11 protein-coding genes and 1 other RNA gene are annotated in these 13287 nt (G+C 60.2%); 6 read left to right on the forward strand and 6 right to left on the reverse strand.

Annotated features, from left to right (window positions below):
- Positions 1-88: 88 nt before the first annotated feature.
- The gene (locus NW860_RS04760) at positions 89-1966 is read left to right on the forward strand and encodes a protein kinase domain-containing protein (RefSeq protein WP_414512726.1); all 1878 of its coding nucleotides are present in this window, start codon (positions 89-91) and stop codon (positions 1964-1966) included.
- 46 nt (positions 1967-2012) lie between these two features.
- Here NW860_RS04760 and ssrS read toward each other — a convergent pair.
- Positions 2013-2198, reverse strand: a non-coding RNA gene (gene ssrS, locus NW860_RS04765) — 6S RNA.
- Between the two features lie 186 nt (positions 2199-2384).
- Here ssrS and NW860_RS04770 point away from each other — a divergent pair.
- Entirely contained in the window at positions 2385-2909 is a 525-nt protein-coding gene (locus NW860_RS04770; RefSeq protein WP_414393172.1) for a hypothetical protein, read from the forward strand.
- 3 nt (positions 2910-2912) lie between these two features.
- Here NW860_RS04770 and NW860_RS04775 read toward each other — a convergent pair whose 3' ends face one another.
- Entirely contained in the window at positions 2913-3140 is a 228-nt protein-coding gene (locus NW860_RS04775) for an indolepyruvate ferredoxin oxidoreductase subunit alpha (protein ID WP_414393171.1), read from the reverse strand.
- 322 nt (positions 3141-3462) lie between these two features.
- Here NW860_RS04775 and NW860_RS04780 point away from each other — a divergent pair, with 322 nt between their 5' ends.
- Positions 3463-5073: an S-layer homology domain-containing protein gene (locus NW860_RS04780; RefSeq protein ID WP_414512729.1), complete on the forward strand. Its 1611-nt coding sequence runs from the start codon at positions 3463-3465 to the stop codon at positions 5071-5073.
- 75 nt (positions 5074-5148) lie between these two features.
- On the opposite strand, the gene NW860_RS04785 is transcribed toward NW860_RS04780, so the two are convergent.
- Both NW860_RS04785 and NW860_RS04790 read right to left on the reverse strand, forming a co-directional pair.
- Positions 5149-5682, reverse strand: a complete 534-nt coding sequence (locus tag NW860_RS04785; RefSeq protein WP_414512731.1) for a pentapeptide repeat-containing protein — start codon at positions 5680-5682, stop codon at positions 5149-5151.
- Between the two features lie 540 nt (positions 5683-6222).
- Positions 6223-7935, reverse strand: a complete 1713-nt coding sequence (locus NW860_RS04790; RefSeq protein WP_414512733.1) for an HD domain-containing protein — start codon at positions 7933-7935, stop codon at positions 6223-6225.
- 172 nt (positions 7936-8107) lie between these two features.
- Here NW860_RS04790 and thrS point away from each other — a divergent pair, with 172 nt between their 5' ends.
- Positions 8108-9919, forward strand: coding sequence for a threonine--tRNA ligase (thrS, locus tag NW860_RS04795; protein ID WP_414420247.1), 1812 nt, complete (start codon positions 8108-8110; stop codon positions 9917-9919).
- Here thrS and malQ read toward each other — a convergent pair.
- Together malQ and pyrE are read right to left on the reverse strand one after the other, a co-directional pair.
- Positions 9897-11525: a 4-alpha-glucanotransferase gene (gene malQ / locus NW860_RS04800; RefSeq protein WP_414512734.1), complete on the reverse strand. Its 1629-nt coding sequence runs from the start codon at positions 11523-11525 to the stop codon at positions 9897-9899. The two genes, thrS and malQ, sit on opposite strands and share 23 nt — an antisense overlap.
- Positions 11526-11607: 82 nt before the next feature.
- Positions 11608-12222, reverse strand: coding sequence for an orotate phosphoribosyltransferase (gene pyrE, locus NW860_RS04805; RefSeq protein ID WP_414405508.1), 615 nt, complete (start codon positions 12220-12222; stop codon positions 11608-11610).
- A 159-nt stretch (positions 12223-12381) separates the two neighbouring features.
- On the opposite strand from pyrE, the gene NW860_RS04810 reads away from it, so the two are divergent.
- Positions 12382-12711 carry a YbaB/EbfC family nucleoid-associated protein gene (locus tag NW860_RS04810; protein ID WP_414393158.1) on the forward strand — a complete coding sequence of 110 codons (330 nt, stop codon included), beginning with the start codon at positions 12382-12384 and terminating at the stop codon, positions 12709-12711.
- A 4-nt stretch (positions 12712-12715) separates the two neighbouring features.
- A partial coding sequence (recR, locus tag NW860_RS04815) for a recombination mediator RecR (RefSeq protein ID WP_414512736.1) occupies positions 12716-13287 on the forward strand: 572 nt, incomplete at its 3' end.

Below are 13287 nucleotides of genomic sequence, written 5' to 3' on the forward strand. Positions count from 1 at the left end.
TCAGCCAGATCCTCTCTTCCCCGACCGCCTTCAGCTCCAAGCCGACTAGAATCGCTGACAGGTCTGCCACAGCCGGCCTTCCTCCTCCATGAACCCGCAACTGATTGGACAACTGATTGGCAACCGCTACCGGCTGATCCGACCCATCAGTGAGGGGGGGTATGGCCAGGTGTTCGAGGCAGTGGATACCCAGCTTGGCAACGAGGTGGTAGCTGTCAAGTTGCTGCGCCCGCCGCCGCCGGACATGGGGCCGGAGTACTACCAGCAACTGCAGCAGCGTTTCCTGGACGAGGCAAGGGTAAGTGCTTTGCTGGGGGAGCACCCCAACATTGTGCAGGTACGCTCCTACGGCCTGTACCAAAACCAGCCCTACCTGGTGATGGAGTACCTAAACGCCAAGCCCTACACGGGCCAAGGTTTGGACTCCGTGCTGGCGCAAGAGGGCCCTCTGCCTCCTGAGCGGGTGGTGAACTTGGCCTTGCAAATTTGCTCAGCCTTGCACCATGCCCACAACTTCCACATGGATCTAGGCAAACACTCCATTCGCGGCGTTATCCACCGCGACATCAAGCCGAGCAATATCTTCGTGCAAAAGGGTCCTGACGGCAAGGAGGGGGTCAAAATCCTCGACTTCGGCATTTCCAAGCTCATGGGAGAAGCCTCTCGCCGCTTGACGCAGACGGGCTATTTTCTGGGCACGATGGTCTACGCCTCCCCGGAGCAAATGCGAGGAGAAAAACTAGATGCCCGCTCCGACATCTACTCCCTGGGGGTGGTGCTGTACGAGTTACTCACTGGCAAGCTTCCCTTCGAGCCCGACACCGATACCTTGCAGGGCTGGTACCACGTCCATAACTTTCAGCAGCCCCGTCCCCTGCGAGACCATCCCCTGCCTCACCCTATCCCCGAGGCGCTGGAAAAGGTGGTGCTGCGTTGTTTGGAGAAAGACCCTGCCCTTCGCCCCGCCACTATGGAAGAGCTGGCTCAAGAGCTCCAGGCTGTCTATTCTCCGCGGCAAGAGGAGACCCCTCCCCGGCGTATCCCCGCGGGCTTTGACGGGCAAGGGACTCCACAGGCTCCCTCCAGCTCGGAGGCAGATGAGAAAAAGCTGCAGCAAGCCGTGCATTGGATCGAGGCAGGCGAGTACAAGAAGGCCGTCCGCCTCCTCAGCGAGCTGATCCAGAAAACTCCCAACGACGCCCGCTACTATCTCTACCGCGGCCTGGCTCACCAACGGCAAGGCCATTGGGGTCTTGCCCAGATGGACTACCAAGGGGTGCTGCGGCTGGAACCGGGCAATCCCTTTGCAGAACAGGGGCTACGCGAGGTCGAGCAGCAGGTGGGTTCTGACCACAGACCTACCCTGTTTCCTACAGCTACACCTCGGCGGGGCAGAAGGTTGGCCTGGGCTTGGCTTTTGGCCAATGGGGCAGCAGCTGGCGGCGGCTACCTAGGGTTGGCGGCTTTGGCTCCGCTGCTGGTTCCTTTCGGATCCCTCCAAGGGGCGGTGGTTGGGGCTGGTCTTGGCCTGATGACGGGGCTACTGCAGTGGGCAGTGCTGCGGCGGCAGGTCTCTTGGCGGTGGGTGGCGGCTACGCTGCTGGCTACAGCTGTGGGTTGGCTGGCGGCAGATCTCCTAGCTCCTCAGGTGGAGGGGGTGATCCCTGTCTTGGATCCGAACGATCCCTGGATCCAGAGGATCCTCCCAGCGATGGCTAGCCCCCTACGCGGCTTGCTGGTGGGTCTTGGCGTCGGTGGGCTGCAAGGGATCCTACTGGCTCGACGGGGGAAAGTTGCCTGGGCCTGGCTCTTAGCAGCAGGGGCAGAAGGGGGAGGAGCGGCTTTGCTCATAGGCTTGCTATTGGCTAGCTCTGCTGGGAACCCCTGGTTGCTGCTCCTTGCAGGTCTTTTGGCCTCTACCCGTCCCCTTAGCGCTCTTGTGCTTTTGTATTGGTGCCGCAGGTAGTAAAGACTCCAAAACAGCAAGAAAGCCCTCTCTTGAGGGCCTCCTTAGGGATACTGTTTGCGCCGTTTTACCGTTGTTTTCGACCTGGAAAATCCACGATAGGACATCGGGGATGATATTGATAGTTTCCAAACCAAGTTTGGCTTACTACTCTCACATCCACACCCGTCCTAATTGCCAAAGGGTATCGATCGCAAAAACATAACGGCAGTCACCAACGCCTCAGTATCCTCTGGCCATCTTACCCCATTCCCCTGCGGGATCTGTCAAGGGCCTAGCAAGAAGTCCCTCTTCGGATCCCTTGCTCTGTGGCTTTTTGGGGTACGGTAGGGGCATGCGGGTCAGGTAGCTCCCGTAAAGGGGAGAATCTCTGCGTGCATCCGTTTTGGAATGTCCCTATTGAAACGTCCTTCTAGCCATGCTGGGTTCTCTGTTGGACAACATCTACGGCGCCTGGTTCCTGCCAGAACGTACCTTTCGCTTGCTGCGGCAACAGCCTGTCCTCTGGCAGGCGTTTGGGGTGGTAGCGCTGCTTAACCTCCTCGAGGCCATTCGCCGCTTCGGGTTCAACCTGCCGAGCCTAGTACTGGCAGTCCTGGCGGGATTCCTGGGCTGGGTGAGCTTGGCAGCTTTGTTGCAGGGCCTGGCCTTTTGTTTTGGGCGGGCTGCCCCCTCCTTTGCGGCCCTGCTTTGCCTGACGGGTTTTGCCGGCCTGCCCTGGCTTCTGCTGGGGCCTGCCCAAGCTTTGGGCGGGGTTGCCGGATCCCTGTTGGGCTTGGTGGCCCTGGTGTGGTTTGGGGTTTGGCAGGTGCGGGCGGCGGCGGTGGCCCTGGATCTAGAGTGGTGGCGTCTGGTAGGCCTGATCCCGATGGCCTTTCTGGGAGGGATCCTCTCCCTGAACTGGTTGACCAGTGGCCTCTTGGCCTTGGCCTCTCTGGGCTAGAGGTTAGCTAGGTACTCGTTGCAGCTCTGGTCTTTCCTCGGGGAGGATAGCGCCCTCTACGGGGCAAACCTGGAGACAGATGCCACAGTCAATGCAAGCAGCAAAGTCGATCCAGAAGTAGTCGGTGCCTTTGGCATTTTTGCCGTTCCCAGGGTGAATACAGGCAACCGGGCAAGCCTCCACGCAGTCGGCAACGCCTTCGCAAACGTCAGTAACAATGGTGTGCGGCATGGATCCCTCCTGCGGACGCTTCTTAGTCCTGTTGGCCAAGGCAGCAAGCCCCAAGTCTGTCCGCCCTCTGCCCCTGCATGGCGGATGGCTTTGTCATTCTAGGCGAAAACGAGCGTAAATTCTTGGGGAGCCACCGCCAAAGAGCGCACCCGCAACTGCTAGCGAAGGCGGGGAGAGAGGGTGGAAGTTTGGGCTAAGCTTTCCCTGAGGGAATCCAAATTAAACGGGAGCGGCAGCCATGCGGTGCTCGTGGCCCCTGGCGCTAGGCCTAGGTTGGGTGCTCGCCTGGTCGAGTGCTAGCCTACCCACCTGGTCCCAAGGTGTGCAACAGCAAGCCTCGCTGGCCTGGACTGAAGCCTACGTGGCAGCGCTGGAGCGCCAAACAGACCTGGTGCTGACCCGGGAGCCACTGTCAGCCCCTCTCACCCGCCTGGAATTGGCCCGGTGGTTAACCGAATTTTTCGGCTACGTGCCCAACCCCAAGCAGGTGCAAGAGATTCGCGACCTTGAGCCCAATACCCCTGACTATTGGACGGCGCAGGCGGTGCTACAGGCAGGGGCCATGCGTCTTTACGAAGGCAACGAGTTCCGCCCCCAAGGGGATCTCACCCGCCTAGAAGCTCTGGCCATCCTGGTGCGGGCCTTGCGATTGCCTGCTCCCAGCCAGGCTGACATCGAGCGCTGGATGGCTCTGTACACCGACGCTGCTGAGGTGCCAGAGGTGGGGCGAGCTCTTGTGGCTATGGCAGGGGAAGCGGGCCTATTGGTGAATGTGCCGGATCCCGCCAAGCTGCGGCCCAACCGGATCCTCAGCCGTGGTGAAGGAGCAGTGCTGCTGCACCAGGCGCTGGTACATCGCGGAAAGCTGCCGCCTCTGCCGCCTCCAGTAGCCCAACTGCGTCCTTCCCCGGCGCCAGTGGCCAAAAGCGTTCAGCCTGAAATCTTGCAAACACGAGTCATTCCTGAAGCGGGAGTGGTGCTGCCAGGGCAAACCCTGACGGTCGAGGCCCAGGGCACCCCCAACGGCAAGGCCAGCGTGGATATCGGCGACCTGGTGCGGGGCTTGCCCATGGAGGAGGTGCAGCCCGGCTACTACCGCGCCGTTTACACCCTTGGCCCCCAAGACAGCGCCCTTAGCCCCGACATCCGCATTCAACTTAGCCTCAACGGGCTGGAGACCCGTGTTCAGCGGCGGCTCCCTCAGTTGGCCTTGGGCAAGGTTGCTCCCCCGAGAGTCGAGCCGCTGTTTCCTCCTTCGACCCCTCTGCCCCAGCCGGCCCCTGCCCCTCCTACTCCCCTGGCCGCCAGCCACGGCCCTCGCATCACGGCCATTCGCCTGCATCCCCAGCGCGACCTAGTGGAAGGAGATATCCTCACCATCGCCATCTGGGGGGACTCAGGGGGAGTGGCCCAATTTGACCTGGGCAACCTGGCCCTAAACCAGCCAATGCGGGAGGTGCAGCCTCACCACTATGAGGGCACCTACGTGGTGGCTCCCACCCACCAGGCCACCAATCCTACCTTGCGGGTTGTGCTTACCAAAGACGGCCTCAGCCAGGAGTACCGGGAGATCTTTCCTTTCTCAATCGATGGATCCAAAGGAACCCGCCCCACCATTCAGCCGGCTTCTGGGCCCGTGGCCGCCGGGCCGCCCCGGATTTTCAGCGTTACCACCAACAGCACCAACCTGCGCAGGGGCGAGATCCTCAGAGTAACAATGCAAGGGGATCCCGGAGGGCGGGCCGCTTTTCGTATTGTCGGGGTAACTCCCGAGGTAGAGATGCGGGAGGTGGCACCGGGCCTCTATGAAACTCAGCAGCAACTGCCATCCAACATGCAGCCAGTTGACAACGGCATCATCGAGGTAATCTTGGAGCGGGGTGGGCAAAGGGCCATCCAAACCAGCCCCTCGCCCATTACCATTGCTCCTTGACCATGCGATCTCTCTAGGGCTGGCCCGTGTGGGAGGGGCCAACTAAAAACAGCATGATTCCTGACGCAGGGAGATCTAGTACGCCTTTGCCGCTTTTTCAACCAACACCCCATAGACCTTGGGGCTACAAGGATGGTATGTCCCATCGGGAAGAATCGTGCCCGTCAAATCTTTGAGCCGTTCCCATCCAAAGTCAAGCTTGGCACCTGTTAGGTTGGCCCCTCTGAGCTGAGTACCCACCAGTTCGGCCCTGCTCAGGTTAGCCCCGCTCAGGTCGGCATCCCATAGGAAGGCCCCGCTCAGGTCAGCATTCCATAGGAGGGCCCCGCTCAGGTAGGCCCTGCTCAGGTTGGCCTTTCTCAAGTCAGCTCCGCTCAGGTTGGCCCCACTCAGGTTGACCCCACTCAGGTTGGCCTTCCACAGCTTGGCCCCCCTTAGGTTGGCCTTTCTCAAGCTAGCTCCGCTCAGGTTGGCCCTGCTCAGGCTGGCCCCGCTCAGCTCGGCCTCGCTCAGGTCGGCCCAGCGGAAGTCGCGCTCGCCAGCTTTATACTTTGCTCGAATATCTCCAACTTGACGTAGGGGAAGCCGGTACGCCTTTGCTGCCTGCACGTGCTGGGCACTGTCTGATTTCAGGAGTGTTTCCCAAGCAGCAAACCTTTACCTCCCACTCCCTATCCTCATGCAGTGCTTTAATGAGAAGCTGCGCACCTTCTTCCCCACGTTGGAGAGCATCTTTGAGAGCTCGGATTCTCACTTGGGGATCCGGACTGGCCAGCGCTTGTCGAATAGCCACCAGGTTACCCAAGGCCCGATCCAATCCGCCAGGCCCTTGTCCACCTGAAACAGGATTGAAGTTTTCCGCCACCGTACTGCCTCCTGGCTAGACGTTAGCTTGGCCTCAACAGCCCCATGCTGCCTCGTGAGAGTAAGTCAGCCCCCTCAAAAGCAGGGATTCTTTCAAGCACTCTGGGCCGATAGAGACGAGCACTTAGTGGAGCCGAGCCCAGATAGATCCCACCCAGTCGCCATGGAAGTGAAACCCACACCCACAAATTTTTGCCGTAATCAGCAGACCCCCAGGTGTCTCCACTGCCAACAGTCTGAGTAGAGCCAAGTCTTGAGTCTACTTGTGCAGAATGTATTCCCTGGCTAGACGGCTACCTCAAAGGGATCGGCGCTGGGCTGGATCTGGGTGGATAGTTTGGGAATTACCTGCAGCTTGAACTGTTGCTCGAAGACCTTTTTCTTCTCGTTCAAGCTCCACAGCTCTAGGGCGCAGTCGTCGTTGGGATGCTTAGGATCCAAAATTAGCTCCATACGGCGGGGGCCCTCTCCCAAAAGCTGGAAACGGCAGTGCACCGCTTGGATGGCCTGCAGGCGGCGGCGATCAAGAGCACAGGCTATGCGCAGCAAGGGGCTAAGTTCCAGTACCACTTGGCGATCCCGCTCGTTGGTGAGGCGCTGGAAGTTCTCGTGCTTCTTCTTGGGGGGCGACTTACGGTGGTAGCGGGCTAGGTTGGCAATCACCTCCACCTCTTCCTCGTTGAAGCCCAAGAGTTCCCCGTGGCGGATGAGGTAGTAGGAGTGTTTATGGTGGGCGGCATGGCTGATGAAGTGGCCGCAGTTGTGCAGCATGGCCGCCGCCCAGAGGAGAGCTCGCTCCCGGGATCCCCAGCCGTGCAAGATGCCACGGGTTTGATCGAAAAGGCTGAGGGCAAATTCTGCCACCCGCTCGGCATAGGGGATCTCGACTTGGTATTTTTCTGCCAACTTGAGGACGCTACGCCGCCGCACCGAGCTGTGGTAGCGCAGCCGATCTTCAATTAACCCTTGGCTGATCATCCAATCCACGATCAGCCCTTCCCGCAAGGCCCGCTCGCAAAACTGGATCTGCTCCACCCCCAGCAGGGTCATCACTGCCTCCAAAATGACCGCCCCGGCTAGGATAATCTCTCCCCGCCTTTCCCCGAGGCCAGGTAGCTTTTGCCGCTCGGCCACGGTGAGGGAGCGCAGCTCCTTGATGTAGCCGCGCAGGGCTTCCAGGCTAAACCTGTACCCGTGCAGGCGAGTGGGGGGATCGCCCAGGCGGCGGCGGGCATCCAACTGGGCCAGGCACTCCACGGTGCCGGAGGTGCCCACCAAGGCCAGGGATCCCGCCTGGGGGGAGGACTCGACAATGCGCCGCATCTGCTCGATGGGAGCTTCCAACATGCCGCGAATATGCTGCCGCAGCGCCTGCAGCTCACCAGCCGTAGGCGGGTCGTGGTGCAGGAAAGCTTGGGTCAGGCGCACCGCTCCCACCTTGATGCTGCGCAGAAACTCCGGCTCTTGGCCGTTGCCCAAAATCAGCTCAGTGGAGCCGCCACCGATATCCACCACCGCGTGCAGCCGGTTGTGGAACTCCATGGCCGAGAGCACGCCCAGGTAGATGCGGCGGGCTTCCTCCTGCCCTGAGATGAGCTCCACCCGCAGGCCCAGCTCCCGCTCAATCCGCTTCAAAAACTCCGGCCCATTGGGGGCTTCGCGCACGGCACTGGTGGCCACCGCAACAATATCCTGCACCTGAAAGCTTTCGGCAATGCGGCAAAACCGCTCCAGAGCCGTCCGCGCCCGTTCCATGGCAACAGGCGTAAGGGCACCTGTCTGGCTGCAAAACTCCCCCAGGCGGACGGTGGCTTTTTCGCGGGAGATGATGGTGAAGCTGGGGATGTGGGGGTTGATGCGCACCACCACCATATGCAGAGAGTTGCTGCCCACATCGATGGCGGCGATGACGGGGGCAGCTCCCGCGTCTGCAATGGAGAGCGGCTTCAGTTCAGAGGCGGCAGAGCGTGTAGCGAGGTTGGCGGGCGAGAGGCTCATGAAGCCAATGCAGGGGTGGCAACACTTCTAGAATACTGTGCGCTTTTGCCCCTTTTTCTTGGTCAACCGCTGGCTTTAGGGGCATCTCAGCCACCCGGCTGTTGGTTGTCCTCCTTGGGGCTGCCCTTGCCTCAGCCTAAGATTAAGTACGAAGTTGTTACCGCGGGTTCCGATGTCTCGACCAGCCGAATCGCCTCAACAGGCCAGTAGTCCTCTCAAGCTGCTGCGCACTCAGGAGTCTCCCAAGCTGGAGCGCATTCGCCATACCACCTCCCATGTGATGGCTATGGCGGTGCAGAGGCTGTTTCCCAAGGCGAAGGTAGCCATCGGCCCGACAACCGACTACGGCTTCTACTACGATTTCGACCACCCCGAGCCCTTCACGCCGGAAGATCTGGAGCGCATCAAAAAGGAGATGCAGGCCATTATCAAAAAAGGCTTGCCGGTGATCCGCGAGGAGGTGACTCGAGAAGAAGCTAGACGCCGCATCGAGGCTCTTGGCGAACCTTACAAATTGGAGATCCTTGAGAGCATCCCCGAAGGCGAGCCCATCACCATCTACCACCTGGGGGACGAGTGGTGGGATCTCTGTGCTGGCCCCCATGTGGAAAACACCAACGAGCTCAACCCCAAGGCTTTTGACCTGCTCAGCGTGGCCGGCGCCTACTGGCGGGGAGATGCAACCAAGCCTCAGCTACAGCGCATCTACGGCACGGCCTGGGAGACGCCGGAGGAGCTAAAGGAATACAAGCGGCGGCTGGAAGAGGCCAAGCAGCGGGATCACCGCAAGCTGGGCAGGGAGCTGGGGCTATTTATCTTTTCCGACGAGGTGGGACCGGGCTTGCCCCTTTGGACTCCCAAGGGAACCCTTCTGCGCTGGGTGCTGGAGGATTTTCTCAAGCAAGAGCAGCTCAAGCGGGGCTACTTGCCAGTGGTCACCCCCCACATTGCCCGCGTGGATTTGTTCAAGATCTCCGGCCACTGGCAAAAGTATCGGGAAGACATGTTTCCCCTGATGGCAGAAAGCGAGGAAGCGCGGGCAGCAGAGCAAGGCTTTGTCATGAAGCCGATGAACTGTCCTTTTCACATCCAGATCTACAAATCGGAGCTGCGATCCTACCGCGACTTGCCGCTGCGCTATGCCGAATTCGGCACTGTCTACCGCTACGAACAATCGGGAGAACTGGGGGGCCTGACCCGCGTTCGCGGCTTTACGGTGGACGACGCCCATCTCTTTGTCCGGCCCGATCAGTTGGAGGAGGAGTTCCTCAAGGTTGTGGATCTGATTCTGGTAGTCTTCGACAAGCTCAAACTCAAGAATTTCCGTGCCCGCCTCAGCTTTCGCGATCCCAAGTCTGACAAGTATCTGGGATCGCCGGAAGAATGGGACATGGCTGAAAATGCCATTCGCCGTGCCGTGGAGAAGTTGTCGATGCCCTATTTTGAAGGGATCGGGGAGGCAGCTTTCTACGGGCCGAAGCTGGACTTTATCTTCCGCGACGCGCTGGATCGGGAGTGGCAGTTGGGCACGGTGCAAGTAGACTACCAAAACCCGCAGCGCTTTGATTTGTACTACATAGCTGAAGACGGATCCCGGCAGCGGCCGGTAATGATCCACCGCGCTCCCTTTGGCTCGCTGGAGCGGCTCATCGGGATCCTCATTGAAGAGTATGCGGGGGATTTTCCCTTTTGGCTTGCGCCGGAACAGGTGCGCATTTTGCCCGTTTCCGACCAATACCTGGGCTATGCCATCCAGGTGCGGGATCAGCTGCGGGAGCACGGGATCCGCGTCCACATCGATGCCGACAGCGAGCGCCTGCCCAAAAAGATCCGCAATGCCGAGAAGGCCAAAATCCCCTTCATGCTTATCGTGGGAGAACAAGAACAGGCAACCGGCACGGTAAGCGTGCGGCAGCGCCACGGAAAAGACCTGGGATCCCTGACAGTGGCTGAGTTCCTGGCTAAGGCGCAAGCGCTTGAGTAGAACCTGCCTGGGAATGGCTTCTTGAGGCTGCTGCAGCCGCCCGTTCCTGGGCCAGGGCCGCCCGCCGTTGTTCTAGATCATGGGGAGAGATGCGTCCATAGGTCACGCTCATCTCGGCCAGCCGCTGGGCCAGCTCTGGGCGCAGCATCTCCTCGCGGTAGCGCCAGGCCCAGTTGTTTTCGGCTCTGCCGGGAAAGTTCATGCGCGCCTCTGCCCCCAAGCCCATTACGTCCTGGAGGGGAATAATGGCCAGATCAGCCACGGAAGCAAGGGCCAGGCGAATGAGATCCCAGTGGATGCCAGCGGATCCCTGGCAGCCCAGGTAGCGCAGCAGGTTCTGCTTCTCCCACTCCGGGCGATCCGGATCCTCAAACCAACCCACTATGGTGTTGTTGTCGTGGGTGCCCGTGTAGACGACGAAGTTACGTTCGTAGCTGTGGGGCAGGTGGGGGTTGTCGGGGCCGGCGCCGAAGGCAAATAGCAGGACCTTCATGCCGGGCAGGCTGAATTGATCCCGCAGTTGCACCACCTCTGGCGTAATCTCTCCTCCCAGATCTTCGGCAATGATTGGAATTTCCCCCAGCTTGTCGGCCAACGCCTGAAAGAAATCCGCTCCCGGTCCCTTTTGCCACTCGCCTTCCACCGCCGTTTCTGCCTTGCTGGGAATAGCCCAGTAGCTCTCGAAGCCGCGGAAGTGGTCAATGCGCACATAGTCCACCTGCTTGAGGATGGCCTGGATGCGCCGGATCCACCAGTCGTAGCCGCGAGCCTTAAGCACCTCCCAGTTGTAGAGGGGGTTGCCCCAGCGTTGCCCAGTGGGGCTGAAGTAATCGGGGGGGACGCCGGCTACCCATAGGGGCCGCCCCTCTTCATCGAGCTGAAACAGCTCCCGGTTGGCCCACACGTCAGCACTGTCGGCGGCAACATAGATGGGTACATCGCCAATGAGCTGCACTTGATGCTGGTGGGCATACTCCCTTAGGGATCTCCACTGCTGGGCAAACAGATACTGCCAAAACATCTGGCGGGTGACTGCGTCGGCGTAGCGGTCGCGGGCCTCCTGGAGAGCAAGGGGATCCCGCTGGGCTAGGGCTGGAGGCCACTGAGTCCACTCTTGCTCGCCATACACCTCTTTGAGAGCCATGAAGAGAGCGTAGTCCGGTAGCCAATCCGCCTCCTCGGCACAGTAGGCGTGAAAGGCTTCCCAGTCAGCAGCGCTAGCCTTTTCCTTGAAGGTGGCCCAGGCCCGCTGCAAAAGACCCCGCTTGAAGGGGATGACAATCCCGTAGTCCACCCGCTCAGCATCCCCCGCCTGGATGGCCGGCCACTGGGGCAGCTCCTCCCAGGCGTTGGCCTCCAGCCAGCCAGCTTCGACCAGTAGCTCCGGGCTAATCAGCAGCGGGTTGCCGGCAATGGCAGAAAAGCTCATGTAAGGGGAGTTGCCCCAGCCAGTGGGCCCCAGAGGCAGCACCTGCCAGAGGCGCTGGCCGCTTTCTACCAGAAAATCCACAAACCGATAAGCGGCCGGCCCCAGGTCGCCAATGCCAAAGGATCCCGGCAGCGAAGTGGGGTGCAAGAGGATCCCACTGAGTCTGCCCCTGCGCATGGCTGTGCCTTTTTGCCCAAAAGTATTCCACCGCCTATGCTGTCACTTTTGCAGCTTGATGGAAAGTCCCCGCACGCCCAAGCTAGCTCCTCAAGCCTTGACCGACAGCCCGGTGGCAAGCCCGCACCTCTTCGAGAGTAAACAGGCGGCGAAAGGGAATCCCCATCTGGCAAAAGCGAGCTTCTGCCCCTTCCTGCCGATCGACTAAGGCGAGGATTCCTTCTGCCCGATAGCCTGCCGCGCGTACCCGCTCTACAACCTTGAGGGCAGAGCCACCCGTAGTGACGACATCCTCCAAGATCCACACTCGACTCTCGGCTGGCAGTTCTGGCCCCTCGATCCAGGCCTGGGTGCCATGAGCCTTGGGCTCTTTGCGGACAATCAGGGCTGCTAGGTTAGCCGGCTGGGCATAAAGAGAAGCCAAGCTCACTGCTGTCACCAGGGGATCTGCCCCCAGCGTCATCCCGGCAACTGCTGCTGTTTCAGGGGGCAATAGCCGATGGAGCAAGGATCCAGCCAGGTAGGCCCCCTGGGGGTGGAGGGTGACCGGCTTGCAGTTGATGTAGTAGGAGCTCTGCCGCCCGGACGTGAGGGTAAAGGATCCCTCGCGGTAGGCCAGTTGTGCCAGCAAATAGAGCAATTTCTCCCGCGCCTCAGCCGGGGAAAGGTTTAAGGGGGAACACTCCAGTAACAACACAGCAGGGATCCAAGTTTTTCCACTGCACTCGTTGCAACGATAGCCGAAGATGGCAGCCCAACAAAGAAGCCCGATCCAATCTGGAAGGGCAGGTACCTTTTACCAACGGAAGGAAAGGAGTAGAGTAGAACAGCAGAGTCTCTCAACTACGAGGATCCCATGACGCGAGGCTTTGGACCCTTTGGCAAGATTCAGGAAGCCCTCAAAAAAGCTCAAGAGGTGCGCGACGGCGCCCAAAAGCTGCAAAAAGAGCTAGAAGAAATGGAAATTGTTGGCGAGGCCGGCAATGGCTTGGTGAAGGTGACGGTCAACGGCAACCAGGAGCCCCTTAAGGTGTCCATAGATCCCCAAGTCCTCCAGGAGCCAGTGGATGTGGTGGAGGACTTGCTGCTGACGGCAATGGTGAATGCCTACACCCAGTCGGCTGAGACGATGCGCAAACGCATGGAGGAACTGACGGCAAATATCAGCCTGCCGGGGCTGGGCTAATCCTGTGTACACTCGCCCTTTGGCTCGCCTAATCGAGGAGCTGCAGCGCCTGCCCGGCATTGGCTCCAAAACCGCTCAGCGGCTGGCCTTGCACTTGCTCAACAGGCCCGCCCACGAGGTCGAGGCCCTGGCCCAAGCCCTACTGGAAGCCAAGCAAACCGTTAAGCACTGCTCCATCTGCTTTAACTGGTCGGCAGAGGATCCCTGCGAGATCTGCCGCTCCCCCCAGCGGGACCGCCTGCTCTGGTGCGTGGTGGCCGATGTCAGGGATCTCATTGCCGTAGAGCGAACGCGCGAGTTTAAGGGTCTCTACCACGTATTGGGGGGCTTGATCTCGCCCATGAATGGGATCGGGGCTGAGCAGTTGCGCATCCGCGAACTGGTGGCACGGGTGGCGCGGGAGAAGCCCCAGGAGCTCATTTTTGCCCTCAGCCCCAGTGTAGAGGGGGAGGTCACCATGCATGTGGTTAAAGATTACCTGAAGCCGGTTGCTCCCAACCTGCGCATGACTCGTCTAGCTTTTGGCCTGCCCATGGGATCGGAGTTGGAGTATGCCGACGAGGTTACCCTGGCCCG

The sequence above is a fragment of the Synechococcus sp. F70.1 genome (assembly GCF_047502745.1).
GTDB lineage: Bacteria > Cyanobacteriota > Cyanobacteriia > Thermostichales > Thermostichaceae > Thermostichus.

Excerpts from the sequence above, each read along its gene's own strand:
- NW860_RS04760 (WP_414512726.1), top strand. The coding sequence starts at position 89 with ATGAACCCGCAACTGATTGGACAACTGATTGGCAACCGCTACCGGCTG.
- NW860_RS04770 (WP_414393172.1), top strand. The coding sequence starts at position 2,385 with ATGCTGGGTTCTCTGTTGGACAACATCTACGGCGCCTGGTTCCTGCCA.
- NW860_RS04775 (WP_414393171.1), bottom strand. The coding sequence starts at position 3,140 with ATGCCGCACACCATTGTTACTGACGTTTGCGAAGGCGTTGCCGACTGC.
- NW860_RS04790 (WP_414512733.1), bottom strand. The coding sequence starts at position 7,935 with ATGAGCCTCTCGCCCGCCAACCTCGCTACACGCTCTGCCGCCTCTGAA.
- thrS (WP_414420247.1), top strand. The coding sequence starts at position 8,108 with ATGTCTCGACCAGCCGAATCGCCTCAACAGGCCAGTAGTCCTCTCAAG.
- malQ (WP_414512734.1), bottom strand. The coding sequence starts at position 11,525 with ATGCGCAGGGGCAGACTCAGTGGGATCCTCTTGCACCCCACTTCGCTG.
- NW860_RS04810 (WP_414393158.1), top strand. The coding sequence starts at position 12,382 with ATGACGCGAGGCTTTGGACCCTTTGGCAAGATTCAGGAAGCCCTCAAA.